Origin of the sequence: Nonomuraea thailandensis, from assembly GCF_024172165.1 — a bacterium.
Taxonomy (GTDB): Bacteria; Actinomycetota; Actinomycetes; order Streptosporangiales; family Streptosporangiaceae; genus Nonomuraea; species Nonomuraea thailandensis.
In genome coordinates, this window is the sequence record NZ_JAMZEB010000001.1 from 277,615 (window position 1) to 302,801 (window position 25,187).

At 67.0% G+C, this 25,187-nt stretch carries 18 protein-coding genes and 3 pseudogenes; 12 read left to right on the forward strand and 9 right to left on the reverse strand.

What is annotated here, in order from left to right; genetic code table 11:
- Positions 1 to 81: 81 nt before the first annotated feature.
- Complete coding sequence (locus HD597_RS01310) at positions 82 to 1,713, reverse strand: glycoside hydrolase family protein (RefSeq protein ID WP_253739718.1); 1,632 nt, start codon at positions 1,711 to 1,713, stop codon at positions 82 to 84.
- 572 nt (positions 1,714 to 2,285) lie between these two features.
- Here HD597_RS01310 and HD597_RS67185 point away from each other — a divergent pair.
- The 4 genes and pseudogenes from HD597_RS67185 to HD597_RS01340 all read left to right on the forward strand — a co-directional run bounded on the left by HD597_RS67185 (position 2,286) and on the right by HD597_RS01340 (position 6,319).
- A pseudogene (locus tag HD597_RS67185) lies at positions 2,286 to 3,622 on the forward strand (IS256 family transposase).
- Positions 3,623 to 3,733: 111 nt separating this feature from the next.
- Positions 3,734 to 4,132 (forward strand): hypothetical protein, encoded by a 399-nt coding sequence (locus tag HD597_RS01330; RefSeq protein ID WP_253739726.1) that lies wholly within the window; start codon positions 3,734 to 3,736, stop codon positions 4,130 to 4,132.
- A 31-nt stretch (positions 4,133 to 4,163) separates the two neighbouring features.
- Positions 4,164 to 5,101, forward strand: a pseudogene (locus tag HD597_RS01335) (IS5 family transposase); the annotation flags it as partial.
- Positions 5,102 to 6,157: 1,056 nt separating this feature from the next.
- Positions 6,158 to 6,319, forward strand: coding sequence for an N-acetylmuramoyl-L-alanine amidase (locus HD597_RS01340; protein WP_253739728.1), 162 nt, complete (start codon positions 6,158 to 6,160; stop codon positions 6,317 to 6,319).
- Between the two features lie 587 nt (positions 6,320 to 6,906).
- On the opposite strand, the gene HD597_RS01345 is transcribed toward HD597_RS01340, so the two are convergent.
- The 4 genes from HD597_RS01345 to HD597_RS64140 all read right to left on the reverse strand — a co-directional run bounded on the left by HD597_RS01345 (position 6,907) and on the right by HD597_RS64140 (position 12,744).
- Positions 6,907 to 9,141, reverse strand: a complete 2,235-nt coding sequence (locus tag HD597_RS01345) for a peptidylprolyl isomerase (protein ID WP_253739729.1) — start codon at positions 9,139 to 9,141, stop codon at positions 6,907 to 6,909.
- Positions 9,138 to 10,235: a hypothetical protein gene (locus HD597_RS01350; protein WP_253739731.1), complete on the reverse strand. Its 1,098-nt coding sequence runs from the start codon at positions 10,233 to 10,235 to the stop codon at positions 9,138 to 9,140. The genes HD597_RS01345 and HD597_RS01350 overlap by 4 nt, the downstream gene beginning before the upstream one ends.
- A gap of 4 nt (positions 10,236 to 10,239) precedes the next feature.
- Complete coding sequence (locus tag HD597_RS01355; RefSeq protein ID WP_253739733.1) at positions 10,240 to 12,537, reverse strand: putative PEP-binding protein; 2,298 nt, start codon at positions 12,535 to 12,537, stop codon at positions 10,240 to 10,242.
- Positions 12,538 to 12,618: 81 nt separating this feature from the next.
- Positions 12,619 to 12,744 carry a hypothetical protein gene (locus tag HD597_RS64140; protein WP_276082657.1) on the reverse strand — a complete coding sequence of 42 codons (126 nt, stop codon included), beginning with the start codon at positions 12,742 to 12,744 and terminating at the stop codon, positions 12,619 to 12,621.
- Positions 12,745 to 13,120: 376 nt separating this feature from the next.
- On the opposite strand from HD597_RS64140, the gene HD597_RS01360 reads away from it, so the two are divergent.
- The 6 genes and pseudogenes from HD597_RS01360 to HD597_RS01385 all read left to right on the forward strand — a co-directional run.
- The gene (locus HD597_RS01360) at positions 13,121 to 15,007 is read left to right on the forward strand and encodes a S9 family peptidase (protein ID WP_253739735.1); all 1,887 of its coding nucleotides are present in this window, start codon (positions 13,121 to 13,123) and stop codon (positions 15,005 to 15,007) included.
- Positions 15,004 to 15,972 (forward strand): ABC transporter ATP-binding protein, encoded by a 969-nt coding sequence (locus tag HD597_RS01365; protein WP_253739736.1) that lies wholly within the window; start codon positions 15,004 to 15,006, stop codon positions 15,970 to 15,972. The genes HD597_RS01360 and HD597_RS01365 overlap by 4 nt, the downstream gene beginning before the upstream one ends.
- The gene (locus HD597_RS01370; RefSeq protein ID WP_253739738.1) at positions 15,969 to 16,760 is read left to right on the forward strand and encodes an ABC transporter permease; all 792 of its coding nucleotides are present in this window, start codon (positions 15,969 to 15,971) and stop codon (positions 16,758 to 16,760) included. Before HD597_RS01365 ends, HD597_RS01370 begins: the two co-directional genes overlap by 4 nt.
- Positions 16,747 to 17,523, forward strand: a complete 777-nt coding sequence (locus tag HD597_RS01375) for an ABC transporter permease (RefSeq protein ID WP_253739740.1) — start codon at positions 16,747 to 16,749, stop codon at positions 17,521 to 17,523. The genes HD597_RS01370 and HD597_RS01375 overlap by 14 nt, the downstream gene beginning before the upstream one ends.
- Before the next feature lie 28 nt (positions 17,524 to 17,551).
- Entirely contained in the window at positions 17,552 to 18,154 is a 603-nt protein-coding gene (locus tag HD597_RS01380) for an MBL fold metallo-hydrolase (protein WP_253739741.1), read from the forward strand.
- Positions 18,155 to 18,207: 53 nt separating this feature from the next.
- Positions 18,208 to 18,351, forward strand: a pseudogene (locus HD597_RS01385) (IS5/IS1182 family transposase); the annotation flags it as partial.
- Between the two features lie 440 nt (positions 18,352 to 18,791).
- Here the strand turns inward: HD597_RS01385 and HD597_RS01390 are convergent.
- Both HD597_RS01390 and HD597_RS01395 read right to left on the reverse strand, forming a co-directional pair.
- Positions 18,792 to 20,003: an IS701 family transposase gene (locus tag HD597_RS01390; protein WP_253740332.1), complete on the reverse strand. Its 1,212-nt coding sequence runs from the start codon at positions 20,001 to 20,003 to the stop codon at positions 18,792 to 18,794.
- Between the two features lie 48 nt (positions 20,004 to 20,051).
- Positions 20,052 to 20,958, reverse strand: a protein-coding gene (locus tag HD597_RS01395) for an IS5 family transposase (RefSeq protein WP_253740340.1) whose coding sequence is annotated in 2 segments (ribosomal slippage) — positions 20,052 to 20,582 and positions 20,584 to 20,958 — 906 coding nt in all. Because the reading frame shifts where the segments join, the coding sequence is not laid out codon by codon here.
- Positions 20,959 to 21,311: 353 nt separating this feature from the next.
- Here HD597_RS01395 and HD597_RS01400 point away from each other — a divergent pair.
- Together HD597_RS01400 and HD597_RS01405 are read left to right on the forward strand one after the other, a co-directional pair.
- Positions 21,312 to 21,644 (forward strand): hypothetical protein, encoded by a 333-nt coding sequence (locus HD597_RS01400; protein WP_253739742.1) that lies wholly within the window; start codon positions 21,312 to 21,314, stop codon positions 21,642 to 21,644.
- A gap of 476 nt (positions 21,645 to 22,120) precedes the next feature.
- A protein-coding gene (locus tag HD597_RS01405) for an IS5 family transposase (protein ID WP_372513316.1) occupies positions 22,121 to 22,926 on the forward strand; the annotation gives its coding sequence in 2 pieces (ribosomal slippage) (positions 22,121 to 22,466 and positions 22,466 to 22,926; 807 coding nt in all).
- A gap of 344 nt (positions 22,927 to 23,270) precedes the next feature.
- On the opposite strand, the gene HD597_RS01410 is transcribed toward HD597_RS01405, so the two are convergent.
- Complete coding sequence (locus HD597_RS01410; RefSeq protein WP_372513322.1) at positions 23,271 to 24,143, reverse strand: ABC transporter ATP-binding protein; 873 nt, start codon at positions 24,141 to 24,143, stop codon at positions 23,271 to 23,273.
- On the reverse strand, positions 24,140 to 25,186 hold the full coding sequence (locus HD597_RS01415) for a FecCD family ABC transporter permease (RefSeq protein WP_253739744.1): 1,047 nt from the start codon (positions 25,184 to 25,186) through the stop codon (positions 24,140 to 24,142). The genes HD597_RS01410 and HD597_RS01415 overlap by 4 nt, the downstream gene beginning before the upstream one ends.
- Position 25,187 lies beyond the last annotated feature (1 nt).

Consider the following 25,187-nt stretch of genomic DNA (forward strand, 5'->3'; position numbering starts at 1 on the left):
ACAAGCAAACTCATGACATATGAGGAGCGCGGGTAGATTAGATGCCCTGCCAAAAGAGATCCTTTCTACCACTTCACTAGCCTATTCGTTGATCATCGCGGCATCCCGAGGCGTCCCTTTTTTTGTTGAACCATATCTGACTAGGTCGATCTGAGCTCCTACCCCTATTCCGCGGCCTCGAATGGAGCAGGATGAAAAGGGCCTCGTGGATCGATGACTCACTAGCCCAGTTGACGATGACGGCCCTGTGACGCCCGGCTGCGCGGCCGGTAAGCTTGGCCAGGCGTGTCGTAGAGCCGGGCCTTTGGGGTAACTGTCGTATTCCTGGAGGCTGATGGTGGTGACGGGTGAGCCGTTGGCGGTGAGGATGCGCTGGTCGGTGACGGGCCAGAGGTTGCCGTCGTCGAGGAGGTAGCCGGGCAGTTTGCCGGTGGCCTGGACGGCCGGTAGGCGGGCGTGCAGGGAGGCTCCGTAGGGGATCTGGTGGAAGGTCTGGGAGGAGACATTCACCCGGTTGCCCGTCAGAGCGGTGTAGACGCCGAGCTCCTGGATTTGCAGGCGTCGGGCTCCGGTGATGAAGGTCGCCGGTAGGCCAGGGGCGTGGATGCCGTATCCGTTGAACAGGGTGGCGACCTGGGAGTTGGTCAGGTCTGCGCAGGTTCGGCCGGTGAGTAGGTCGAAGCCGAAGTGGCCCAGGGTGTGGGGCGGCTCGTTGGCGGTCGATTGGAGGACGTCGATGGGGACGCGGCCGCATTCGCCCTGAGGTGTGACCCTGGCGTGTTTGTCGGGCTTGGAGACCAGGCCGGGGCCTTCGGTGTAGGTGCCGGGAAGCAGGCCGTTGGGGTAGGGGTGGACGCGCAGGTCGTTGCGGTCCAGGAACTCCAGCACGGTGCCGGTGGCGTTGGGACCGTTGCTGGCCACGACGAACGCCTGGAGCGCGTCGGAGTAGTGCCAGTCCACGGAGAAGCCGTTGAGCACCGAGAAGCTGCGATCGTTGCCCGCGGCCTTCGGCTGCCAGCCGGTGGCGGTGAACACCTCCACACCGCTCTGGAAGGTGGGATCGGCCGAGCGCCAGGCGAACTGCCCCGCGCCGTTGCTCAGGGCGCCGCGGCCGGTGGTGTCGGTGAACAGCAGGTAGAACTTGCCGCCCAGGTAGACGGTGCTGGGCTGGCCGGCGCCGTACTTGTTGGGCCGATCGACCTCGAAGGCCGGGGTGATGATGGGCCGGCCCTGGTTGAGCCGCCGCCACTGCAGGCCGTTGGTGCTGGTGGCCACGCCGATCTGGGTCAATTCCGGCGATCCGTCCCGGGAGCCGCCGTAGTACATGTAGTAGGTGCCGTCGACCCGCAGGACCGATGGATCGCAGGTGTGCTGGTCCCAGCCGGTCGCCGTGCCGTCGAAGACCCGCACCTGCTGGCCGCCGCCGGGAGCGGTGAACGGCCCGCCGAGCGAGGTCGACTCGGCGTACAGGATGTCATCGCCGGCGACAGCCCCGCCGGAAAGCTGACTGCACCACCACATGCGATAGCGACCATCCGCCATGACCGACGGCGCATAGTCATACACATTCCGGGTGATCAGGCCTCCGGAATGTGAACGATAGGAATCGGTCGGCAACGTGACGGGCGCGCCGATATTCGAACCCTCGGCCACACCACCGCCGGCACCGATGCCGGCGAAAAGGCTCGTGACGAGTGCGAGGGCACGCAACATGAACCGTCTCAACCTGGTTCTCTTTCTCACGCGGCGGATGCAAAGCTGAGCAAGGACCCGGCTCACGCTCTCATCCACTGAATGGTTCAGGATCCTCTGACACAGAGAGGCCCTGCTCGATAATGTGTTCTGGACCGTTCATGACGATGTCGCCGATGCTCGAGATAGACGCAAAGCGATATCGGTCTTGAAAGTTTGATAAACTGGTCGAAAGAATCAGCAAGATACACCGTGTTGCAGTATGACATACTGTGCAACTCGTCAATAAGCGCCATAATGGCCAATCTTGGCAGATTTTCTGCCAAGATCCCCAGCAGCCAGCCATAACCAGCACTGGCGGTGTGTTCCCCGGAGTGGGGTGCGCGGGCACCTTCCAGTCCCGCTCGCCGCCCAGGAGTTCGCACGGCAGATCCGTGTGTCGGGCGTGCCGGCTCGTGTCCATCGTCACATGTGCCATCGCCCATCGGGTAAGGCCGTTCGTCCTGGCCGCACCGAGATGCGGTGCAAATGGGGACGAGCATAGGTTGCGTGCTGAACCGACCAAAGTTCGCACCACGCAAGGACCTACGCTCGTGCCGCGCACGCTACCGCCGGTTCAGGCCATCCGCACCGAGATCGACGCCCGGTTCCCCTGCGATCGTGACCTGGTCGAGGTGATCGAGGACGTCGCCCGGCCCGCCGCCCGCCCGATCATCCAGACCGCCGTCGAAGCCGAGGTCGAGGCCTTCCTCCGGCCGCGCCCGCTACCATCGCGCCGCCACCATCTCCGCAGACCGCAGCGAAGAGACGAAGGTGCGGCCTGGTCACCGCAACGGGCACTGCCCGACCACCGTCAAGACCAGCAGCGGGCCGATCACCATCGCCCGCCCGCGGCGGCGCGGCACCACCGAGAAGTTCGCCTCCCGCCTGTTCGACACCGGCGCCAGCCGCACCCACACGCTGGACGCTCGTCATCGTCTCCTTCACGCGCCGCCTGTCCACGCGTGACCTCGAAGACGCGCTGGCCGACGCGCTCGGCCCAGAAGCCGCGCTGTCCAAGTCCACGGCCTCGACCATCTGCGAGGCCATCATCGCCGAGTACGACGCCTGGTGCCGCCGCGACCGGCATCGAGCTGGACTACCTGTTCTGCGACGCCTCGCACTTCAACATGCACGACGGCAGCCGGGCCGAACCCATCCTGGCCGCCTGGGGCATCACCGCCCCAAGCAAACCCGTCTTCATCAGCCCGGCCCGCCGCCGGCTCGGAGTCCACCGACGCCTGGCACGACTTCCTCACCAACCTGACCGCTCGCGGCCTGCGCCCGCCGCTACTCCTCGTCTCCGAGGCGCACCCGGCCTGATCAGTGCCGCCGAGCAGACCTTTCCGTCCTCGCTGCACCAGCGATGTCTCCCCCATCGGGCCCGCACCGAACTGGCCAAGGCCAACGCCGCAGACCAGCCCGCGGCAAAGGCCGCCTATGGGCAGAACTTCTACCTCAGCAGCCTCAGCGACGACATCAAGCCCGGCCAGCACCTCAACGACTGAATCCAGCGACGCATCGACGCCTTCGCCGAAGCCTGGGCCAGCCGCAACCCGGCGCGGCCAAGTGCCTGCTCACCGACCGCCCAGAGCTCGACCACCGCCCTGCGCTTCCCGATCGAGCAGCACAAGTGCGTACGGCACTTCAACCCCATCGAGCGCACCTTCGACAAAACCCGCCGCCGCGTCAAGACCATCGGCCATTCCCCCAGCGAACCAACTGCCTCTCTCTCATGCGGGCCGTACTCGACCGACCCGCCCGCAGCTGGCACGACTTCACCATGACCAGCACCGGCTGCGCATCCTGCACGACCTCCGCCGAGCTCTCCTTCACCCACCTCTACCCGGCCGACAACCCGACCTTGGCACCCGTCACCGAGGCCGCCTAAGCTCCGGCCACGGCCGCTACGTCGTCGAGGTAGTTACACCGCTCCGAGGACGCGGCCTCTGGGCACAGAGGGGGTGACCGCCTGATCGCGGTCTGACGTAAGGGTACGGATATGGACAGCAGGTCTCCCACGACACGAGATCACGAGATCGTCTCAGCGATCAACCGGCGTACCGGCGCAGGGTTGAGGATCGTCGGCCGTGCTCTGCAGGGGAGGGTCGGCGGTGCCATCTACGCCGAGTGGCCGGACGGCCGACAAGCCGTGGTGACGCGATTCGTGGGCTCACTCGCCGAGGCCAAGCGTACGGCCGACGCGCTTGCCTATGTCCGTGACCGCGGGCTCCCGGTGCCCAGGCACGATCTTGTGGTCGACTTGGATGACGAGGTGATGTTCGTGCAGGAACGGCTTCGCGGCGCACCGCCCCGGCGGCTGACCCCGGGGACGATAGACGCGATCGTAGAGATCAACGACCGTTTCGTCGGCTGCTGTGCCTTGATTGCGAGCGGCTGACTAATTGTGGTGATCTTGTCACGATGAGTGCATGGGGCGTGGTGACTTGACGAACGCCGAGTGGGAGCGACTCCAACCGCTGCTGCCCGAGGGTAGCCTGCGGGGCGGGCGCTGGAACGACCACCGGCAGACGATCAATGGCGTGTTGTACGGGGCCCGGACCGGGCTGCCGTGGCGGGACCTGCCCGAACGGTTCGGCTCCTGGGTCACGGTCTACAAGCGGCACCGCCGCTGGCCGGGCGACGGCACCTGGCAGAGGCTGCTGACCGAGATCCAGGCCGGACAGGACGCCGAGGGCCGCCTGGACTGGGACATCGCCGTGGACTCCACCACGGTGCGGGCGCACCAGCACGCCGCCGGCGCGCCCCGCGGGCCATTCCCGCCGCCCGCGCCGGGGCGGCAAAGGGGGACGCCGCCAGGACAAAGCGGGGCGATCCGGTGCTGACCGCGCCGGCCGCCCGGCTGGTGGAGGTGGTCAGGCCGGGGAATGCCCAGGCCGCTCCCTGGGCGGCTTCACCACCAAGATTGACCTGGCCGCGGACGGCCGCTGCCGCGCGCTGCCGCTCGTCCTGACACCCGGCCGGCACGGCGACAGCCCACAGTTCCGCACGGTGCTGAACCACAACCGCGTCCCCCGGCGCGGGCCGGGACGCCCGCGCATCCGACCCCACAGCCTGACCGCGGACAAGGCCTACTCCTCCCGCGCCAATCGCCTCTACCTACACCGCCGCAAACTCCGCCACACCATTCCAGAACCCCGCGACCAGCACGCCAACCGGCGCCGGCGCGGCTCGGCCGGAGGGCGGCCCCACCGATTTCGACGCCGAGCGCAACAAGGCACGTAACGTCGTCGAACGGGCGATCAACCGGCTGAAGAACTTCCGCGCCGTGGCCACCCACTACGACAAGCGCGCCTACATCTTCGTCGGCCCCGTCACCCTGGCCGCCCTGATCATCTGGCTCCGCACCCAATCTAAGAAACAGCCCTTAGCGGCGTCCGCGGGCCCGTACCTGTCTGGTCCTGGAACCCGGCACCGTGGGATGGATCGGCCTCGGCGCCTTCGTCGTCTGTGTGGGGCTCGCAATACCAGCGGTTGTGGCTTGGGCGGAGCGCACTCGTCCGCACCAGCCTGAGGCCGATGCCGAAGAGGACGTTGGGTAGGCCGTGGGGATCGGGGGAGCGGAGTGATGGTCGTTCCCGCGCGGCCTCAGCCGTTGACGGTAAAGGTACACGTCTTCGACGCCAGCTTGATGCCACAGCAGCTTCAGCAGGCGCTTACTAGTCTTGTCTGCTCCCGAGTTAAGACGCTTCTGCCGCCCTGCGGCCCATTCCAGCCACGTTCCGTGAAGCACAAGCCGGATCGATTCATCTGCCCGCTCACTCGGGCTGCGCCCGGTCGTGGCTACGGCTGTAGTCTGCTGCGCACTCTCCGGAAGTGGCGGAGCAGGTACAACGCCATCCCAGAAAGCGCGACGAGTGTCGGTACGCCCCCGAAGACCGAGGCCGATGCCATGAATGGCCAAGCAACTGCGACCGGCTTTCCGGCGGTGCCGGACTGCGTGGGGAAGGTGATGGTGACGTCTGCGGTTTCCTCGATCGCACCGCTGGCCAGCCGAAGCTTGATCCGTGGCATGGGGCATGCGCCCGATCCAAGGGCAGCACCACCGGTGCGGCCTGGCCAGGCGCCGGCGAAAGTCGTGCACGGCGCCGGTGGCGGCGAGCAGGTCGCCGTCGAGGGCGCTGGCGCCGGCTTGGTCGGCGAGCCAGGCCAGGTAGGTGCGCAGCCGGGAGTGGTACCTGGTTCTGCTGGAGTCGGCCGGCGGTGAGCGCTCGAGTGCGGTGGCGTACGGGTCGGGGAGTGCGGCTGCTCGGAATCGGGTTGTGTTTCCAGAAGTCACTCCCGGAGTCTGCTTCCGGAATTGCCTGATCCCGGAAGCAGAGAAGGAGTGTCGCTTCGGGCGTTCCGTCATTGCCCGGGATGGCATTGAAATAACGTCACCGGGCTCGGCTGCGCGTACATCGGCATGAACGCGCCGACCGAGGCGGCCAAGGAGTCGATCCGCGCCCTGTACGACGAGGCCTGCGCCAAGGCCGGCCACACGCTCAGCAAGCGCGGCCACAGCCAGGTCGGCGACACTGACTGTCCCGGCACGACGCTGCTGGCCTGGGTGGAATCCGGCATGTAGGTCGCCCACGACCAGGTGTGACCCCGGCGGGAGGCGTTCGAAGGCGGCCTGGTGGCCGCTGTAGAGCAGGACGGAGCCGGGTGCCCGACGAGCGGCGGCGGCACCATGATCGCGTTGTCGAGGTAGTCCATCTCGTGGATGGCCGCTCACTGGGCCGCCGCGCGCCTTCTGCGACGAGGGCGTCACCCTTTCCGGCTGCGCGGTTCCAGATTGTCAAGGGGCGTCTACTGGACAGGGGTGCCTTGTCAGCACCAAGCCCAGCGCCCAGCCCGATGACGGTGACCGGTGTGCGGTCCTGGCCGGAGGACGGCAGCCAGAACGCTACGGCCGTCCTGCTTCCGCATGTTGCCCGATCCGCACCTGAAATGAGAACGGTTCAGCGCCCGGAGGCCGAGCTCATGGCCGCGCGCGATGCGTGCACCCATGGCCCGTGGGACGATGGGGCGTTGGTGTTTTCCGAGTAGTACGGCTGTTGACGGTGTTGACAGCTGTTCGTCGGCCAGCCGGTCGATCGGGATCAGGGTGCCGTCGAGGACGGTGTAGTACGGGTCCAGCCGAGATACGGCCAGAACCGGTTGATCAACACTTCAAGACCGATCCGGGCTGGTGAACGCCGATATGGACCGCAGCGTCGGGGCCTCTTCCGCGTCCGCTATCGCGAGGACTACCTCGCGCGAAGCAGCGTCGGTCACCTCTCCGAACTGCGTGTAGAGGCCGGTGAGATGCTCGGCGGGTCCCAGAGTGATGAAGAATTGCGATCCTGTGCTGTTGGGGCCGGTATTGGCCATGGCCACGATGAACGGCCGGTCGAACCTGGCCTGCGGCCAGATTTCATCAGGGATGCGATATCCCGATCCGCCCTCGCCGGTACTCGTCCGATCGCCGCCCTGGATGAGAAATCCGGGAACCCGCCGGTGGAAGACGGTGCCGTCGTAGAAGGGGCCGACGCCCCGCGCACTGGTCGTCGGGTCGATCCAGCGACCTGTACCCTGCGCCAACTGCACGAAATTGTCGACCGTGTGCGGGGCCAGGAGCGGCCACAGGGTCAAGTCCACATCACCCGAGGTGGTGTGCAGGGTGACCCGCGCCTCTCTGTAACGCTGCAGAGAACCTGGCCTGGTTCCCTTGAAGACTTGGCGGCGTACCCGGACTTGGCTCCCGCCTTCCGGTTCGCCGCCCGGCAGGAGGGCCTGCATCCTCTCGGAACTCCCGGAGCCCAGAGTGCCGGGCATCGCCTCACCGAGGGCCACACCGGTTCCACTGGGCCGATGGGGGCTTCGCGGATCGTCGTACGCTGTGATATCGATGCCGAGCCAACGGGGGTCATACTCGATCAGGCGCCGCCGCCGATGGCGGTGCCAAAGATGCCGCACCTCAGGAGAGGCGTGTTCGGCCAGGGTCTCCAGCTCACCAGCCGCCTGCGCGTCGAGAATCCGCAACAAATTCTCGGTCTCGAAGTACTTGTCGAACAGGGAGCCGTTGTTGTGCTCCAGGGTGAAACACTGATCGACGAACACCGCGTGCGACAGCTCATGCCGTAGGTAGCGGCCCATCATGGTGGCGACCGGAGCCCACGCCTCTCCGCCGTACTCGATGCCAGGGCCGGCGAACGCTTCCGCCGCGAGATCCAGTGCCTGACCCTGCCCCAGCTCTCCTCGGACTCTCGGCCAGGCCACCCGGCTGTCGCCCAGCGTGACGTTCCTGAGAAAGCTCGCCAGCGGCTCGCGATGTACATCGCTGCGAGCCCGCTCGTAGTGCCCGAGTTCCGCCCCGATGATCAGGTCCAGCTGCCTGGCGAAGTAGTGAGCCAGTTGCGGGAGCCAACCGGCGAAGCGTTGCCCTGCCTGCACGTCCCCGTCCGAGCTCAGCCACTCCAGCAGATAGAAGTCCGCCGCCAGCGCGGATGCGTCGACGTGGTCGACGTACCAGCGTGGCGTCCATTTCCTGATCTCAGCGGCCATGCCGGACAGAGCTTGGTCGCGGTCGGCCAGTCCCGAGAGGTAAAGACTCCAATGGCGCCTGGCGACAGCGTGAAGCCGAGGGTAGCGCCAGGCGGTCCCCAAGACGTCCACTGAGGGTCGATGACGGGGGTCGATCTCGGAGATGAGCTTCCCCGCCGTCGTCTCGATGAGCAGCTTCGTCAGCACCGCCCGCAGCCTCCGATGGTAGGGCCCCTCACCGGGCAGGCGCGCTCTCAGTTCAGTCGTCAAACTCCGAGGGCTGGGGAACTCTCTCAACAAGGCCCAGGCCAGCAGCGTCAGGAGGCCATCGGCGAGCACGGTTCGCGTGAACCTTCTGCAGTCGACGTACGCGGCAGCGAGCCTGCCGTTCTCCAGGAGGAAGCCAAGTCCAGGGGAATGCGGGGCCATGGTCACGAGATACACCGGAAGGGACAAGGGCATCGCGCCGACCCCCAGGGCCGCCCGAAGGGGACCTTCGAGCCGATCCAGCGGCAGCAGCCGGCTGAGATCCGCCTCGGCGGCGGCGCGAAACCCGGCCAGCGATTCCAGAGCGTTCGCCAACATGGGGCCGGCCGCATGCAGTGCATCGCCGATCCGCTGCGCGGCCAGTGTCACTTCCTCACCACTGACGTGGTTGACGAACTCTCGCGGGCTCTCGGCGGAGGCGACCCATGTGGGGAGCCCGTCGAGGCCACCCGCCTGCCAAGCCCGGATTCCCTCCCGGAACTGGGCGATCTCCGGGACCACAGGAGTTGGCACCACGCTGTGCTCCCAGGCGAACCGGCCCATCAGATCTCGTTGAAGGGCGAGGAAGAGATCGAGTGTCTCGCTGCGCTCATAGGTCAGTTTCAGATCAGTCATGCGATCACATCGTTGACGTGATGTACCAAGCCCGCCTCGATCAGTCGTGTGAGGAGGTGACGGCATCTGTCGCGGGTAAGCCCTCGATACGCCGGCTCTGTCTCTCCAAGGGCTGACGCGTGGACCACCACCTCCTCAGTCGTGACCCCGTTGCACAAGCCCCAGATGAGAGCGACGTCCGGTCGCAGTCGCACCCATCGTTCAGCCGGTTTGGTGATGACGACTCCCGTGCCGTGGGCCCGAGGGTGAAACTCGGCGTCTCGATGGAGGGGGCCGCTGCCGCGGTGCCAGCCTGCCCACCGGTCGAGGGAGACCGCGTGCCACCCGAGAGTGGCCGCCGCCGCCAGGCATGTCCGGGTGAAGGCCGCCAGTTCGCGGAGGCCATCGTCCGATTGCCCCACGGAAAGGTCGCCATTGAACAGCCGCTGGAAGTCGGCCATCGGGAAGGCACGGGGAGCAGAACGGCGGAGCTGCCGCCACACCCATTTTCGTCCCAGGTAGATGTCGTCGTTTGCGGCGGCGACCGCCTTCCCTCCGGCGATGAGGGCCTCTCTTCCCACCATGGCCGCCGCGTCCAGATCGCCGCTCGCCCGAAGCCCCGCGAAATCCTCCAGGTCGGAGTGGGCAGAGGTCAGCCAGCTCTGCAGAACATGCCGCCGGAGATGATGCCCGGACCGCAGTCTGTCACGTAACGGCGTCACGATGGCCGCCCCCGCGACGATCTCGGCCGCGTAGAGTCTGGTGGCCAGCTTCAGCTCCGCCGTGGAGCACAGGAACGCGGTCTCGTCATCGTGTGGCCTGTCGGCCGTCAGCTGGTCCACAACGCGTTCGAGCTCCAGCCGCGGCACCTCGTGCACGTCCACGCGGATGGTCTTGTCTATCGAGAGTTGACGGCGCGCCGGCGAGGCGTCCGCCGTCTCGACAAGGTAGACATCGAAATCGCTGGTGGGTGTGCCCAGACCCGACATCAGGCCCCCTGAGAGGAAGGCGGCTTGTGCGCCGGACCTGGCCGCCAGCCATCGCGTCGCTTCGTGGGCCAGTGCCAGCCTCTCCGCATCCGGGCAGGCAAGCGATGCCGGAATTCCCAACGCCATCGCCCTAGTTCCCCGCGATCGCGGTGCGTGCCGATGCCAGACGAGCGGCTGGGATACGGGGCGCTGCGCAGGAGATGTAGTCGACGCCGATGGCGGAGAAGACCTTTATCGCCTGCTCCTCTGCCGCGTGCTCGCCGCAGACTCCGATGGAGATGGACGGGTTGACCTCTCGCGCATCCGCGACCACTTGCCGGATCAAAGTCCCGACTCCTTCGGCATCGAGCTGTTCGAACGGGGATTCGTCGAGGATTCCCAGCTTCACGTACGACGGCAGGAGTTGCACTTCCGCATCGTCGCGTGACAGTCCCCAGACCAGTGACGAGAGGTCGTTGGTACCTATCGAGAGAAAATCCGCCTTCGCGGCCAGTTCTCGGGCGATGAGGGCCGCTCGCGGGGTCTCGATCATCACCCCGAGCGGGATGGCTTCCGCCTCGTCCGTCACCCCCAACTCCGTGCACACGGCTGTGAAGAGGTCCCGCATCGCCGTCACCTCCGCCGTGGTGCTCACCATCGGAATCAGCAATTCAGGCCGAGGATCACCACCGCCTCTCCGGACGGCGACAGTCGCTGCGATCAGTGCCTGCATCTGCACAGTGGTCAACTCCGGGGAGAGGATCGCCAGGCGAGCCCCTCGCACGCCCGTCATCGGGTTGTGCTCCCACAACTGGCGGGCGAGCGCCAGACGCTCCCGCTGGGGAACGGGTTCGCTGCCGGCGTCGGCCAGCGCTACCTGAACAGCCAGATCGGTAATGTCGGGGAGGAACTCATGTCGTGGCGGATCCAGCAGCCGAACCACTACCGGCATACCGTCCATGGCATCGAGGATGGCGGTGAAATCGGCTTCGAGGAGGTTCCTGAGGTCTACCAGGGCTTCGGCCGCGTCCGGTCCCCGCGTGGTGAGGAGAGCGCGCTCCAGCAGGGCGTGCCGATCACCCAGGAACATGTGCTCGACCCGGCAGAGACCCACGCCCAGAGCTCCGGCCTCACGACCGCGGACCGCGTCCTCAACGGTGTCGGCGTTGACGCGCACGCCGAGGCGCGAATGGTCGTCGCCGCCATCCAGTAGCCACCTGATCGCCTCATCGAGGTCAGGGTCGCCGGGCGAACTCGCCGGCCGATCCGGATCCACCCCGCCGTGGTAGATGACGCCGGCGGAGCCGTCCACGGTTACCTCCTCGCCGGCCTGGATCACGCGTCCGTCGCTGAGCCTCAGAGCGCCTCGATCGCGATCCACCACGGCGTCGTTGAGCGCTGTGACGCAGGGACGGCCGAGGTTTCGCATGACCACCGCTGCGTGCGATGTTTGCCCACCTCGTTCGGTCACCACGGCGGATGCCGCCAGAAGTCCTGGGAGATCCTCCGGCCGGGATTCGGGCACGATCAGAACGGGACGTTCGCCGGCCGCTCCGGCGGCGAGGGCTCCAGCGGCGCTGAAGACCGCCACTCCTCCGGCGACGCCGGGCGACGCGCCAAGTCCTCGTGCCGCGAGCTTCAAGCCACTGGTCTCCGCGTTCGGCGCCAGCGCGCTCGCGAGGTCGGATGCGGTCAAAGCCGATAAGGCCGCTCGCACGGTGAGCCGATCCTGCCGGGCAGCCGCCACCACCGAACGCACGCGTGCCGCCCCTTGCAGCTGCGCCCGGCGGACGGCCATGACCCACAACCGGCCTCGCTCCACCACGAAATCCACGCGGACCGGGAAGCCCACGTGCGCCTCCGCGTTTGCCAGGATCTCGCCGAGCTGCGCAGCCCATGGCCGACCGGACGCGGCTACGCTCAGGTCCTCGCCGCCCCCTGCGAGCAGGTCTACGCCGGCGCGGCTGGCTGCGAACACCCCGCTCATTCCGGGCCGTCCCGTCATGGGGTCACAGGAATAGGCGTATCCGGTGCCGCTGCCATGGCCGAAACCCAGCGGCATGACCGTCAGAGTCAGACCGGTTCGGGGCAGGCCGCTTCGTAAGGCGGCCACCGCAGCCGTCACCTGCTCGACAGGCTCTCCCGGCATGTGCTGGACGCCTGCACGGAGAAACGACGTGCGAAGTTCTTCGACACGCCTCCGCGCGAACCCCGAGCCGGCCACGTCCTGCAACCAGCGTTCGGATTCCGCGCTTGTTCCCAAATAGAGAAAGCACTGGTCGGGGCTTATCTCCGCGCTCAGCGCCAAGAATAGTGGCATGGGAGGTCTTCCCAGACGATCGAGCGGATCGAGCGTCGCCACCGCCTTTCGAACCGCCTTTTCCGTCGAGGTCGCCGGTAGCTCGACATACGGCGGCACCGGCACTTCAAGGCCGGACAGCACACCCACAACTATTCCTTACATTCGTCTGGCGGAAGGCCCTGGTCTGCCGCCAGACGCTCGACTCGAACTCAGAAGATCCGGTAGCCGCTACTGGATGCGACTGCGGTCAGCGTGAACCCCGAACAGGTAGACGCGATCCTCGAGCGCGATGGCCTCTTCCGGAGCGAGAGCGGAGAACTCCAGCTCCTGCAAATCCTCCATCAAATCTTCCATGACTTGACCTCCTCATTCGCTGCTCCGGCAATCACGAATTGCCGGCGGTGAATTCTGCCGGTCGCCCTGAACGTCGTCTGGTCGGAGCTGCCGACAGCGCGAGTCAGGGTCCAGTATCCGGCGCTGAGTGCAGTCCAGCAAGGCTGATCTCTGCCAAATAGCGCAGTATTGCTGTCGGAGAGTTCATACGGACGTGACCACCACGGCCCCTGCCGTATTGTCGCCATAGGCGCAGGAACTCCTTTCTGTGTGCCCGCGATCTGAGAATTGGCGCCGATCGAAAAAGCGTGCACCCGACATCGGAGACCGCCGCGGTGGACCAGGATGACGTAGGGGCTTTATGAACCATCGTGTTCCGGTTGACTCGGAACCCCGGTTGGCGAATCGGCGATCCGTCTCCCGGTGGGAGCGCCGGTTTCGGGCGCCTCGCGTCTCTCTGCCCGCCTGGGCGGCCGATTCGCCCGACCGATGCGTCGTCACTGCCACCGCACGAGGGGTCGTCGAGATACACAGCTGGGATCGAGGGTCCGATGCGCTCATCCAGGCGACCGCCCGGCGCCATGGCACGCGCCTGGCCTCCATCGATCCCGGTGGTGACTGGATCTGGTGGTTCGACGACGTCGACGGGGACGAGCGGGGGATCTGGCGCCGCCAGCCATTCGGTTCGGCACCCGGCGAGCGGGTCGAGGACGCGACCGGGCTGGGGCCCGCCTTTCCCGCGGGTCTCGCCTTCGGCCGGGGCGGGCTGGCTGTGGTCGGCCTCTCGGACAAGATGATCGGCTCCCAGATCCACCTCATCCAGGCGCGTCGTACGGGAGATGTGGTCATCAGGGATTCCCGTCTGCTCTATGAGCATGAAATGAGTGCCTCCGTGGGCTGCCTGAGCGCCGACGGAGAACTTTTGGCGATCACGCACAGCGAGCACGGGAACTCCAGGCATCCGAGGGTGCGAGTGCTGCGTGTCACGGACGGCACCGTGGTCGGGGAACTCCATGGGGGAGCCGGCCAAGGGGTACGTCCTCTTGAGTTCGCCCCGCTCAGCGGAGATCCGCGGCTCCTGATACGGCACGAGGCCGGCGGCCAGGGAGGATTGCAGATCTGGGACCCGATCCGCGACTTCCGTGACGATGTGGATCTGGTCATGGCCGGAGAGGTGCGCGATGCCCATTGGTATCAGGACGGGCAGGCTCTGCTGATTGCGGTTGACCACCAGGCACGGACCAGGCTCTACACGACGAGGCTGGAGGAACGCGGTCTCCGGCCCGTGGGCCCTCGTACCGGGACGGTGTTGAGAGCCACGACTCGTCCCGACGGAGACGTGTGGGCACTGTGGTCCTCGGCAGCCGATCCACCGGCCGTGCGGGACCTCCGAGGAGGATGCGTCCTGGCGGCTCAGGGCCGGCCGGCGCCGCCGAGCGTTCCGATAGAGGACGTGTGGGTGCAAGGTCCCGGCGGGCCGGTGCACGCACTCCTTCGCCGCCCCACGGCAGGAGACGGAGCGATCCTCCCCGGGCCCCTACCCTTGTTCGTCGACGTTCACGGCGGTCCGGCCACTCATGACATCGATGCCTTCCGCGCCTCGCCCAGCCTATGGGTCGATCACGGGTTCGCCGTCGTCCAGGTGAACTATCGCGGTTCCACGGGCTACGGCTCCGCGTGGCGTGACGCATTGGAGAACAGGATCGGCCATACCGAACTCGAGGACGTCGTCGCGGTTCGCGACCACCTCGTCGCCTCGGGTATCGCGGACCCCGACAGGGTCGTACTCTCGGGAACGTCGTGGGGAGGCTTTCTCACGCTGCTCGGGCTAGGCGTCTATCCCGATCGCTGGACGCTCGGCATGGCCTCGGTGCCGATCGCCGACTACGCCCTCGCCTACGACGACGAGATGGAGAGCCTCAAGGCGTTCGACCGCTCTCTGTTCGGCGGATCGCCCGACGAGGTTCCCGGCCGTTACCGCGACGCCAGCCCCATCACTTACGTGGAAGCCGTCCGCGCCCCGGTGCTCATCCTGGCCGGTGACAACGACTCCCGTTGCCCGATCCGGCAGATCCTGTCCTACACGGAGGCTCTCTCCCGGCACGACCACGTCCACGAACTCTACCGTTACGACGCCGGGCACGGCTCGCTCGTTGATGACGAGCGAATCAGCCAGGCCAAGCTGAAGATCGATTTTGTCCGGCGACACATGGGCATCGACGATGCCCAGGAATGGCCAACTGACGCCGCGACGCGGACCGGATCCCCGGAAGAACGCACATGACAGCTCCGGCGATCGAGCTACGGCACATCGGGCGCGTCTTCGGAACGGGCCCCAAGGCCGTGACCGCTCTCGCCGATGTCTCGTTCGACGTCGGGCCGGGACAGATCGTGGCGCTCCTCGGAGCCAACGGCGCGGGCAAGACCACCTTGGCGAAGATCCTCTCGACATCGCTGCTACCCACCAGCGGAAGTGCCCGTGTACTGGGCCTGGACGTCGTGGACAACGTCAAGGACGTACGCGCGTCGCTGAGTGTCGTGTTCGGCGGTGATCGGGGCCTGTACACGCGGCTGTCGGCACGCGAGAACCTCCGCTTCTTCGGCATGCTTGCCGGGGTCTCCCGAGCCGAGCTCCGCCACAGGGTGCCCGCGATGCTCGATCAGGTCGGATTGACCGACGCCGCGGATCGTCGCGTCGAGACCTACTCCAAGGGGATGCGGCAACGGCTGCACATCGCGATCGGCTTGATAGCGCAGCCGCGCGTCCTGCTGCTCGACGAGCCCACGATCGGTCTCGACCCCATAGAGGCGGATCGACTACGGGATTCGGTGGCGGGCCTGCGGTCGGAAGGCGTCAGCGTGCTGCTGACCAGCCACTACCTGCTGGACGTCGAACGGCTGGCCGACCGGGTGGTGATGCTCGAGTCCGGCCGGGTGACCGCGGACATGCCCTTGACCGAGTTCGTGGGACACGCGGGGTACGCAGCCGTGATCGCGGTCCGCGTCCGCGGCGCCCTTCCCGACCTCGGCGGCGTGTTGCCGTCGGACGTGACCGTCGACTCATGCGACGAGGTCAGCGATGGGGCCGAGCTCACCTTGCGGGTGCGCACCTGGAGAGCAGGGCTGCTCACCCAGCTCGGTGCGCTCCTCGACAGCTGCGATGTCGTCGAGGTGCAGGTACGGCCGGCGCGGCTGGAGGAAGCGTTCGCCTCGTTCTCCGGCAGGCCCTCCGGGGCAGGACGTACGTGAGCGGCCGACGCGAACAGGTGATGGCCGCCCTCGACGTGCTTCTGATCAGCGCGCGCATGCAGGTTTCCGAAATGCGCGCCATGCCAGCCGTTGTCACCTTCGCCTTCGTCCAACCGACAGCCTTCCTCCTGGTGGCGCTGCTGCCTCTGACCGACTCTTCGCCGGAGAAGGTGACGCGAATCGTCATCGGCGTCCTGCTTACTTCCTTCTGGACGTCGACCGTGTGGGGGACCGCCGGCGTGCTGCGCCGGGATCGCTCAGGCGGAACGCTCGCGCGCTCATTGACCTGTGTCAGAGATCCGCGGCTGATGGTCATCGGCAAGGGGCTGGGCTACAGCCTTGCCACCATCGTCCTTGCCGGCGTGACGGTGACGCTGGTGCTGCTCGTGCTGCGTCAGCCGGTCGTCGTGGCTCATCCCGTGTGGCTCCTCGTAGGACTCGTGGCTGTCCTGCTCTCCGGGACGGCCATCGGCCTGCTGGTCGGAAGCATTTTTGTGATCACGCGATACGGTCTCCAACTGTCTTCGGCGCTCATGTATCCGATGTTCTTGTTGGGCGGGATGCTCATACCGCTGGAGATGGTGCCCTGGGGACTGCGCTGGATTTCGTACGGCATCAGCTTGCGGTGGTTGCAACAATTCCTGGCCGGCGCGGCTGCGGGCCGGATCGACCTGGTGCCGCTGGCCCTCGCCATGGGACTGACCATGGGTTACGGCCTGCTCGGCTCGTGGTTGTTCCAGCGTACGATCCGGCGCACCAGGAAGGAGGCGACCCTTGAGCTTTACTGAGAAGGCGGTGGCGACAGCGCGGCTCGGATTCCTGGAATACCGAGCCGCCAGCCCGTGGCACGTCGTCCTCACAGCCGAGTGGCCACGCGTCCTTCTCCAGTGTTTGTTCTTCACGGTGTTGGGTCGTGTCACCGCCGGAGAGGAAGGTGGTCGATTCGCCTTCGTCGGCTCGGTCGCGATGGTCATCGTGCTCAGCACCGTCACCGCGATCGGAGACGTCCCCGCGATCGAGAAGGTGAACGGCACGTTCCACCGTCTGCAGTTGTCCGGCCTTCCCGTCGCGGGGGTCTTCGCACTGCGCTCGTTTCCCTGGCTGGCAAACGGAATGGCCTCCGCCATGCTGTGTCTGGCCATCGTGGGCCCTGCGACGGGCAATGCCGACCTGAGCCTCGCCCTGCTGCCAACGCTGCCGATCTTCGCGCTCATAACCGTCACCAGTGCGGCCATGGGTCTCGCGGCGGCCTCCCCTTCGGTTGGCCGTCGTGCGGAGTCCGTCGTGGCCAACGGTCTCACGTATCTCTTGATCGCGACGGCCGGTCTCCTCATTCCCGTGGGTCAGTCTCGGACTCTCGACATGATCGGGTCCGTCCTGCCGGTACGACATGGTGTGCTGGCGATCCGAGCCTTCATCGTCGACCAACCGTGGCTCGATGACGTGATTCGCGAGGTCGCCATCGGAGGAGTGTGGGCGATGCTTGCTTATGGGCTTTACCGTCGGCAGGCGGCCCGGTCGCGGGTCGACGGCACGGACGATTTCGTATGACCGCCCTACGGCAACGGCTAGGTGACCCATGAAAATCACCAAATACACGCACTCCTGCGTGAAGATAGAACACCCCGGTGGAGTGCTGGTCATCGACCCCGGCGTGTGGAGCGAGCCGCGAGCCGTGGATGGCGCCGACGCAGTTCTGGTCACCCACGAACACTCGGATCATATCGACGTTCGGCGCCTGTCGACTCTGGGGATCCCCGTCTACATGCCTGCCGGAGCCCGCGTGCAGGACTTGGAGGTCGTTCCGGTCCATCCGGGCGAGGTCTTCACGGCAGGCGGGATGGAGATCGAAGCGGTGGGCGGTCGGCATGCGCCGACGTACGCCACCAGGCCGGACTGCGTGAACGTCGGATACATCGTGGATCACAGGTGCTACCACCCAGGTGACTCACTGCACGTGCCGCAGCGGGATGTCGATATTCTCCTCACACCGGTCCACGGCTCGTGGATGAAGACCGCGGAGGCCATCGACTACGCCAAGTACACCCGGTCCAGGCATGTCGTCGCCATACACGAGGGCCAGATCAATCAGCGAGGACTCTCTTCCGTTGACGAATGGTTCACCCAGGAGATCGGCAATCGCTATCAACGGCTCGAACCGGGAGAGTTCTTATCGCTGTAGCGGCGACTGCGTGCCTTATCTGTGAAGTGCTCGTCGTCACACCGCCACGGGTATCCAAGACCTGGGTCGACCCGGGGTCTCAAGAACGCCCTGATTGAGCACGGCGCCAAACTCGGCATCGACGTCGAAGTCGTCTCCAGGAAAGCCGAAACGCGCGGGTTCCAAGTAGGCGCCGCTGGGTCGTCGAAAGAAGCCTGTGCGCCGCGAGGCGCTCTGTTGCATCCCCAGCATAGCCGGGAGGGACTTGGAGGGAGGTTACTGGGTCGAATGGCTGACCTGGATCCGAAAGGTGAAGGGGACAACAGCATGTCAGAGAACCCAGCGGCCGGGCCCAGTGGTCAGGGACGGGGTGCCGGGGGGACCCGCGTGATATGGCGAAAGCTGGATTGCCTGAAGCCCAATCTCCAGTCGATGCAAGTTCCCATCCGCCGGAAGGGCCACCGAAACCGGTGCCGTGCCCTGCGACGGGGTCTAGTACTACAGTCATGTTTTGTGATCTAAAGTTGGATCTTGTTGTGGCGTAGCCAGCGTTTCCAGTAGTGGCTGCTGCGGGCGCGGGCTTGGTGGGCGCGTCGGAGATGTGACCAGCCCATGGCGCGTTGCAGGATGTCGCTGATGGGGTGGGTGACGGCGCTGGTCAGATGTGCCAGGAGACGGCGGATCTCGGCTGGGGTGAGGGGGACCAGGCCGCACGTGCTTTTGGGGCGTGGGCGGCGGTGACGGCCAGGTAGGCGTGGGCGAGCATGGCCAGGGTGATGTGGCGGTGGCAGCCGTCGTAGCGGCGGACCTGGTACTGGTCCAGGCCGACTTCGTTCTTGGCGGACTGGAAGCACTCCTCGATGGCCCATCGGGAACCGGCGATGCGAACGAGCTGGTCCAGCGAGGTACCCGCGGGTCCGAAGCACAGGTAGTAGGCCATCTCCAGCTCGCCTTGATCGTTCGGGGTGAGACTGCGGCGGACCAGGAGCCAGCGCTGGAAGCCGCCGGGTCCGCCCAGGTGGTCGTCGGTGTGGGGCGGCAGGGTCGCCATCGCCCAGTCATACAGGCGCGGCCCCTTGGCCCCATCGCCCGCCGACAGGCGTTTCCATGCCTGCTCGGGGGCGTCGGCGGTCACCGCGTCGGCTCGTGAGCCGGTGTTGCCGTAGCCGATACCGGTGCCGAGCGACTGGCTCCTGGGCACGGCGACGACGTAGCCGACCTCGCGTTTTTCCAGGAACAGCCGGAACTTGTGGTCCTGGCCGTACGCCTCGTCCGCGCTCACCCACGAGGCGGGCACGCCACTGTCCAGTGCCCGACCCAGCATCGCCGCCGCTAGCGCCGGCTTGGTGGCGAACGACACACTGTCGGGGATGCCGGCCTGCGCGCACCGGGCCCGATCATCGGTCCAGGACTTCGGCAGGTACAACTCGGCATCGAGCAGCGCGCGCCCGCGCGGGGTTGCGTACACGAGAAACACCCCGAGCTGGCAGTTCTCCACCCGGCCAGCCGTTCCCGAGTACTGTCGCTGCACCCCGGCTGAGCGGGTGCCCTTCTTAATGAACCCGGTCTCGTCCACGACCAGTACCCCGCCCGGATCTCCCAACTGCTCGACCACGTAATCACGCAGGTCAGCACGGACTTCCCGAGGGTTCCACCGCACGTTGTTCAGCAGCCGCTGCATCCGATGCGGCTGCGCATCACCCGCAGCCTCGGCCAATTGCCAGCCGTTCTTCCGCTCCACCGGCGCCAGCAGCCCGACCAGATACGCCCGCGCCTGCCGACGCGGCTCCACCCGCCCGAAACGGCTGGCCACCCGAGCGAACAGCTCATCCAGCCCCGCCGCCCACGACTGGAGATCCTCAGACGTCACCACATCCGACACGGATCCGACTATAGATCACAAAACATGACTGTAGTACTAGACAGTGTTTCCTGGATCTGGGGTGTGGGTCCGGTCTGGCCGGGCGCGTAACCAGATCATGATGTCGGCGATCTGAATGGTGGCCCGGTAGCGGCGGGCCAGCTTGTCGTAGCGGGTGGCCACGGCGCGGAACTGCTTGCGCCGGTTCATCAGGCGTTCGATGTGGTTGCGGCGGCGGTAGCGGGTGTGGTCGAAGGCGGGTGGCCGGCCGCCGTGGCGTCCTTTGGCCTGGCGGTGGGCGGCCTGGTCGCGGGGTTGGGCGATGGTGACCTTTATGTGCCGGCGGCGCAGCAGCCTGCGGTTGGCGGCCGAGCTGTAGGCCTTATCGCCGGTCAGGCTGTCCAGCCGGGTGCGTGGTCGGCCGATGCCGCCCGGCCGGGGTATGCGGATGCGCTCCAGCAGGACCGGTAGTTGCCGGGTGTCGCTGTCTCGGCCTGGGGTCAAGACGGTGGCCAGGTTGCGGCCCCGACCGTCCCCGATGGTGTGGATCTTGGTGGTCAGCCCGCCGCGGGACCGCCCGAGCGCCTGCGCCCGGGCCGCCTGCGCCGGCGGGCATCCGTTTTCGCGCGCCCGCCGCGTGCTGATGGGCCCGTACCACGGTGGAGTCGATCTGGCCGTGGTAGTCCAGCTCGCACGCCGCGTCGGCACGGACCTGCAGATACTGCTCGATCCTCGCCCAGGTGCCGTCGACCTCCCAGCGGGCGAAGCGCTTGTACAGCGTCTGCCAGGGGCCATACCGCTCGGGCACATCCCGCCAGGCGACCCCGGTACGTACCCGCCACACGATGCCGTTCAGCACCTGCCGATGATCACGCCAGCGGCCGCCACGCCGTGGATCCGTTGACGGCAACAGCGGCGCGATCACCTCCCACTCCTCATCAGTCAGCTCAAAACGCCTGCCCATGTCCTGAGAGCACGCCGGATCGAAGGTCAAATCAACCCCTCGATCCAAGAAACACGCTCTAGCCTTTCCCTCGACATCAAGGGCGCGCTGGCCCACATCGGTCGAACTTGTACTTGGAACCTCCGCACGTTGGGCACCGTTCTCCAGACAAAGGAGGTATGCATGGGGGAAGATCGGGGCGGCGCACGAAGCACTCTGCCGGGCGCGCAGTGATGTGGCCCAAACGTAGCCGGCGCACTGTTTTATGGGGGGTTTTCCTCTTGGTTTTGGGACTCGGTGTGCTGGTGGTCCCGCTTGTCAGGGGAGGGGACGCGTGGCGCGGCCTGCGGGGTGAAGGGCGTAGCGGCATATTCGTGGCCGAGGAGTACGAATGCAACCGCCGCTGCTTTTGGCACGGTACCTTCACGAGCACCGACGGCCAGATCATCAAGACGGACGCCTCCCTCGCCAGCGAACCGGAGGGCGTGGTCGCCGGGAGTGAGACGCCCGCACTGGATGTGGCCGAGGATTCTCAGGTCGTCTATGTGCCCGGTGTGCCGTGGCCTTTCCTGATGATGCTGCTCTTGGTTGCCTTGTGTGGCGGCGTGGTCGCCTTCGGGCTCTGCCGCGTGTTGCCGTGGCGCTGGCTTCCAGCGCGGTTGCGTAGGTGGGCTGGGCTGAAGGCGGCGTCGTTCGGGCGCGGCTGAACGAGATCGTCGCCGAGCTCGGGCGGTGTAGGGGTGGGCATGAGCCGAACCTGGACGCTTCCGAGAGTTTGGCGACTACTCTTACGGTCAGGATTTGATCTTGTCCGCTACGCAATGGCATCAGCGCAGTGTGGGGGAGAGCGCCTGAGCGGTAGTCGCTGCTGCAGGGCGACTCTGAGCCTAGGCGAAGGGATGCAACCAAGAATGGCGGATAGCCGAAAATCCTTACGAGGACCTCACCGAGCACGGGACCGCCAAGCAGCTGAAACGGCGTCCCAGGAGGGCAGTCGGAATACGGGAGAAAGCGCTCAAGACCGCATTGGAAGTGTGGATCAAGATCTGGAACGAGGACGCCAGGCCGTTCAGGTGGACCAAGACCGCCGACCAGATCCTCGACCGCATCTGCCGCTACTGCGACCGAATCTCAAAACCGGCTTAGACCGTGACTCATTTGGGGATTGATCGTTAGTTCATTCGTGGATGCGTTCCTTCAACGGCTGGTGCCTGACGAGTTGTGGGAGTTGTTCCTGCGGGTGGTGCCGCCGGCGCCGACGCGGCCGCAGGGTGGCGGACGGCGGCGGGTCGACGATCGAGTGATCCTGGCGGCGATCGTGTACGTGGCGACCACGGGATGCGCCTGGCGGCAGTTGCCGCCGGTGTTCGGCGCGTCCTGGCAGACGGTGCATCGGCGCTTCACCGAGTGGAGCGCTGCGCGCGTGTGGGCCAAGCTGTACCGGGTCCTGCTGGACGAGCTCGGCGCGCGAGGAGAGCTGGACTGGTCGCGGTGCGCGATCGACTCCGTGAGCGTCCGGGCGATGAAAGGGGGGACCTGACAGGCCCGAATCGGCTCGATCGCGGCAAGAAAGGGTCGAAGATCCACCTCATCACCGAACGGACGGGTCTGCCCATCGCTGTCGCGATCAGCGCCGCCAACCTCCACGACAGTGTCGCGCTGGAACCGCTGGTGCGCAGCATCCCGCCCATTCGCTCCCGCCGCGGACCACGACGCCGCCGGCCGGGCAGGCTCCACGGCGACAAGGGCTACGACTATCCCCGCCTGCGGGCCTTCCTGCGCGGCCGGGGCATCGTCCCGCGTATCGCCCGTCGCGGGATCGAATCCAGCCAGCGGCTGGGACGCCACCGCTGGGTCGTGGAAAGGACGGTCTCGTGGCTGGCCGGCTGCCGCCGGTTACACCGGCGCTACGAACGCCGGGCCGACCACTTCGCATCCTTCGTCGCTATCGCTGCAGCCCTCATCTGCTACCGCCGACTCACCAATTGAGTCACTGTCTTACTAGGAGCGCCGGGTCACCACGACCGGGCCCGAGGCCAAGACGATGAAGCAGAACAACAGCACGATGGGGATCTACCCTTCGGACGACGACCCCGAGGAGATCCTGACGAGGCGAGCCGCCTTCTCAGCAGCGAGCTCGCGGCGGTCCTCACGGCGGCCCAGGCAGGCCGCGGCTGAGCCAGGAACGACATCCGGCCGGAGGCCGCGCCGCCGAGTGCACTCTGGAGCCGCTGGACACGCCGCCTGGCATCATCGTCGTCACAGACCGGCGGCGGCCGGCGGCGCCCTGGTCGGGCTGGCCCACACCCTGCTCACCTGACCGGGGAAGACGGTCAGGTGCCTCTGGCTGCCGCGCCCGCAGTGCCCGGGTCGGGCTGTGCGGGTCTCACCGGCCATCCAGCCTGGCCGTCGTGGTGGCGGCCGATGGGCACGATCAGCGGGGTGCCGCTGATCGGATCGGCGGTCACGGTACAACGCAGGCCGAAGACGTCCTGGACGAGCTCGGCGGTGACGATGCCGGCGGGGACGCCTTCCGCCACGATCTGCCCAGCCTTCATGACGACGACGTGGTCGGCGTAGCGGCAGGCCTGGTTGAGGTCGTGCAGCACCATGACGACGGTTCGCCTCTCCTGCCGGTTGAGGTCGACGACGAGGTCGAGGACGTCGATCTGGTGGGCCAGGTCGAGGTAGGTGGTCGGCTCGTCGAGGAGCAGGATGGGAGTGCCCTGGGCGACGGCCATCGCAATCCAGGCTCGCTGACGCTGGCCGCCGGAGAGCTGGTCGAGGGGGCGGTCGGCGTGCTCCAGCATGCCGGTGGCGGCCAGCGCTCTGTTCACCTCCTGCTGGTCGGCCGCCGACCACTGCCGCCACCAGGTCTGGTGTGGGGCGCGTCCCTGGTGGACGAGGTCGGCGACGGTCAGCCCCTCCGGCGCGACGGGGGACTGCGGAAGGATGCCCAGGTACTGGGCGACCTGGCGGGTGGGCATCGTGTGGATGGACCGGCCGTCGAGGTGTACGGCGCCGCCGCGCGGGACCAGCAACCGGGCCAGCGCCCGCAGCAGCGTGGACTTGCCGCAGGCGTTGGCGCCGATGATGACGCTGATGCGGCCCGCGGGCACGCTCAGGTCGAGGTCGTCTACCACCACCCGCCCGTCGTAGGCGAGCCGGAGGCGGGTGGCGTTCAGCTGCGGGGTCACGGGCTTCATCCTCCGGTGCCTGTGGTGCTTGTCCGGGCGAGCTGCCAGAGCAGGAAGGGGGCGCCCAGTACACCGGTGACCACCCCGACGGGCAGTGCGGTGTCGTCCATGACCCTGACACTGATCAGATCGCTGATCATGACGAGGCTCGCCCCGGTGAGTGCCGCGCTGGTGACGGGCGGGGTGGCGGTGCGGGCCAGACGCTGGGCGAGCTGGGGTGCGGCCAGCGCGACGAACAGCACTGGCCCGGCGGCGGCGGTGGCGAAGGCGGCCAGCGCGCAGGCGATCAGCAGCAGGGCCATGCGCGTGCGCTGGACTGGGGTGCCGAGCCCGGCGGCTACCTCGTCACCCAGGCTGAGGGTGCGCTGGAGCCGGGCGAGCAGAATGAGCACCGGCAGCAGGAGTGCCAGGGCAAGCGCCAGCGGACGCGCGTCGGACCACCCCCTGCCGTTGAGGCTGCCCACCAGCCAGCCGACGATCTTCTGCGCCTGATGGGTCTCGACCTTGCTCAGCAAATAGGAGGTGAGACTGACGCACATCCAGCTGACACCGATCCCGACCAGGACGATGCGGTAGCCGGTGGTGCCACGCTTCCAGGCGAGCACATAGATGAGCGCCCCGGCGGCCAGCGCGCCGCCGAGGCCCAGCAGCTGCGACCCGGCGCCAGCGCCGAGCACGAGGCCCACGGTGACCGCCGCGCCCGCACCATGGGTAATGCCGAGCATGTCGGGGCTGGCCAGTGGATTGCGGGTGACCCCTTGAAAGACGGCGCCCGCCAGGCCAAACGCGGCGCCGGCGAGCAGGGCGACCACCACGCGCGGCAGCCGCAGCTTCGTGACGACCAGCACGTCGGTGGCCTCGCCCGCTCCCAGCAGGGCGGGCACCACGCGGTCGAGCGGGACAGGGTAGTCGCCGCTGCCGTAGGCGACGGTCAGGCAGAACGCCACCAAGGTGATCACGGCCAGCACGGGCCAGAGCAGGACGAGCCGGGTGCGCAGGACACCCGAGACTCCGGCCCGTACGGCCAGGCGTCCGGGAGATCGGGACAACATG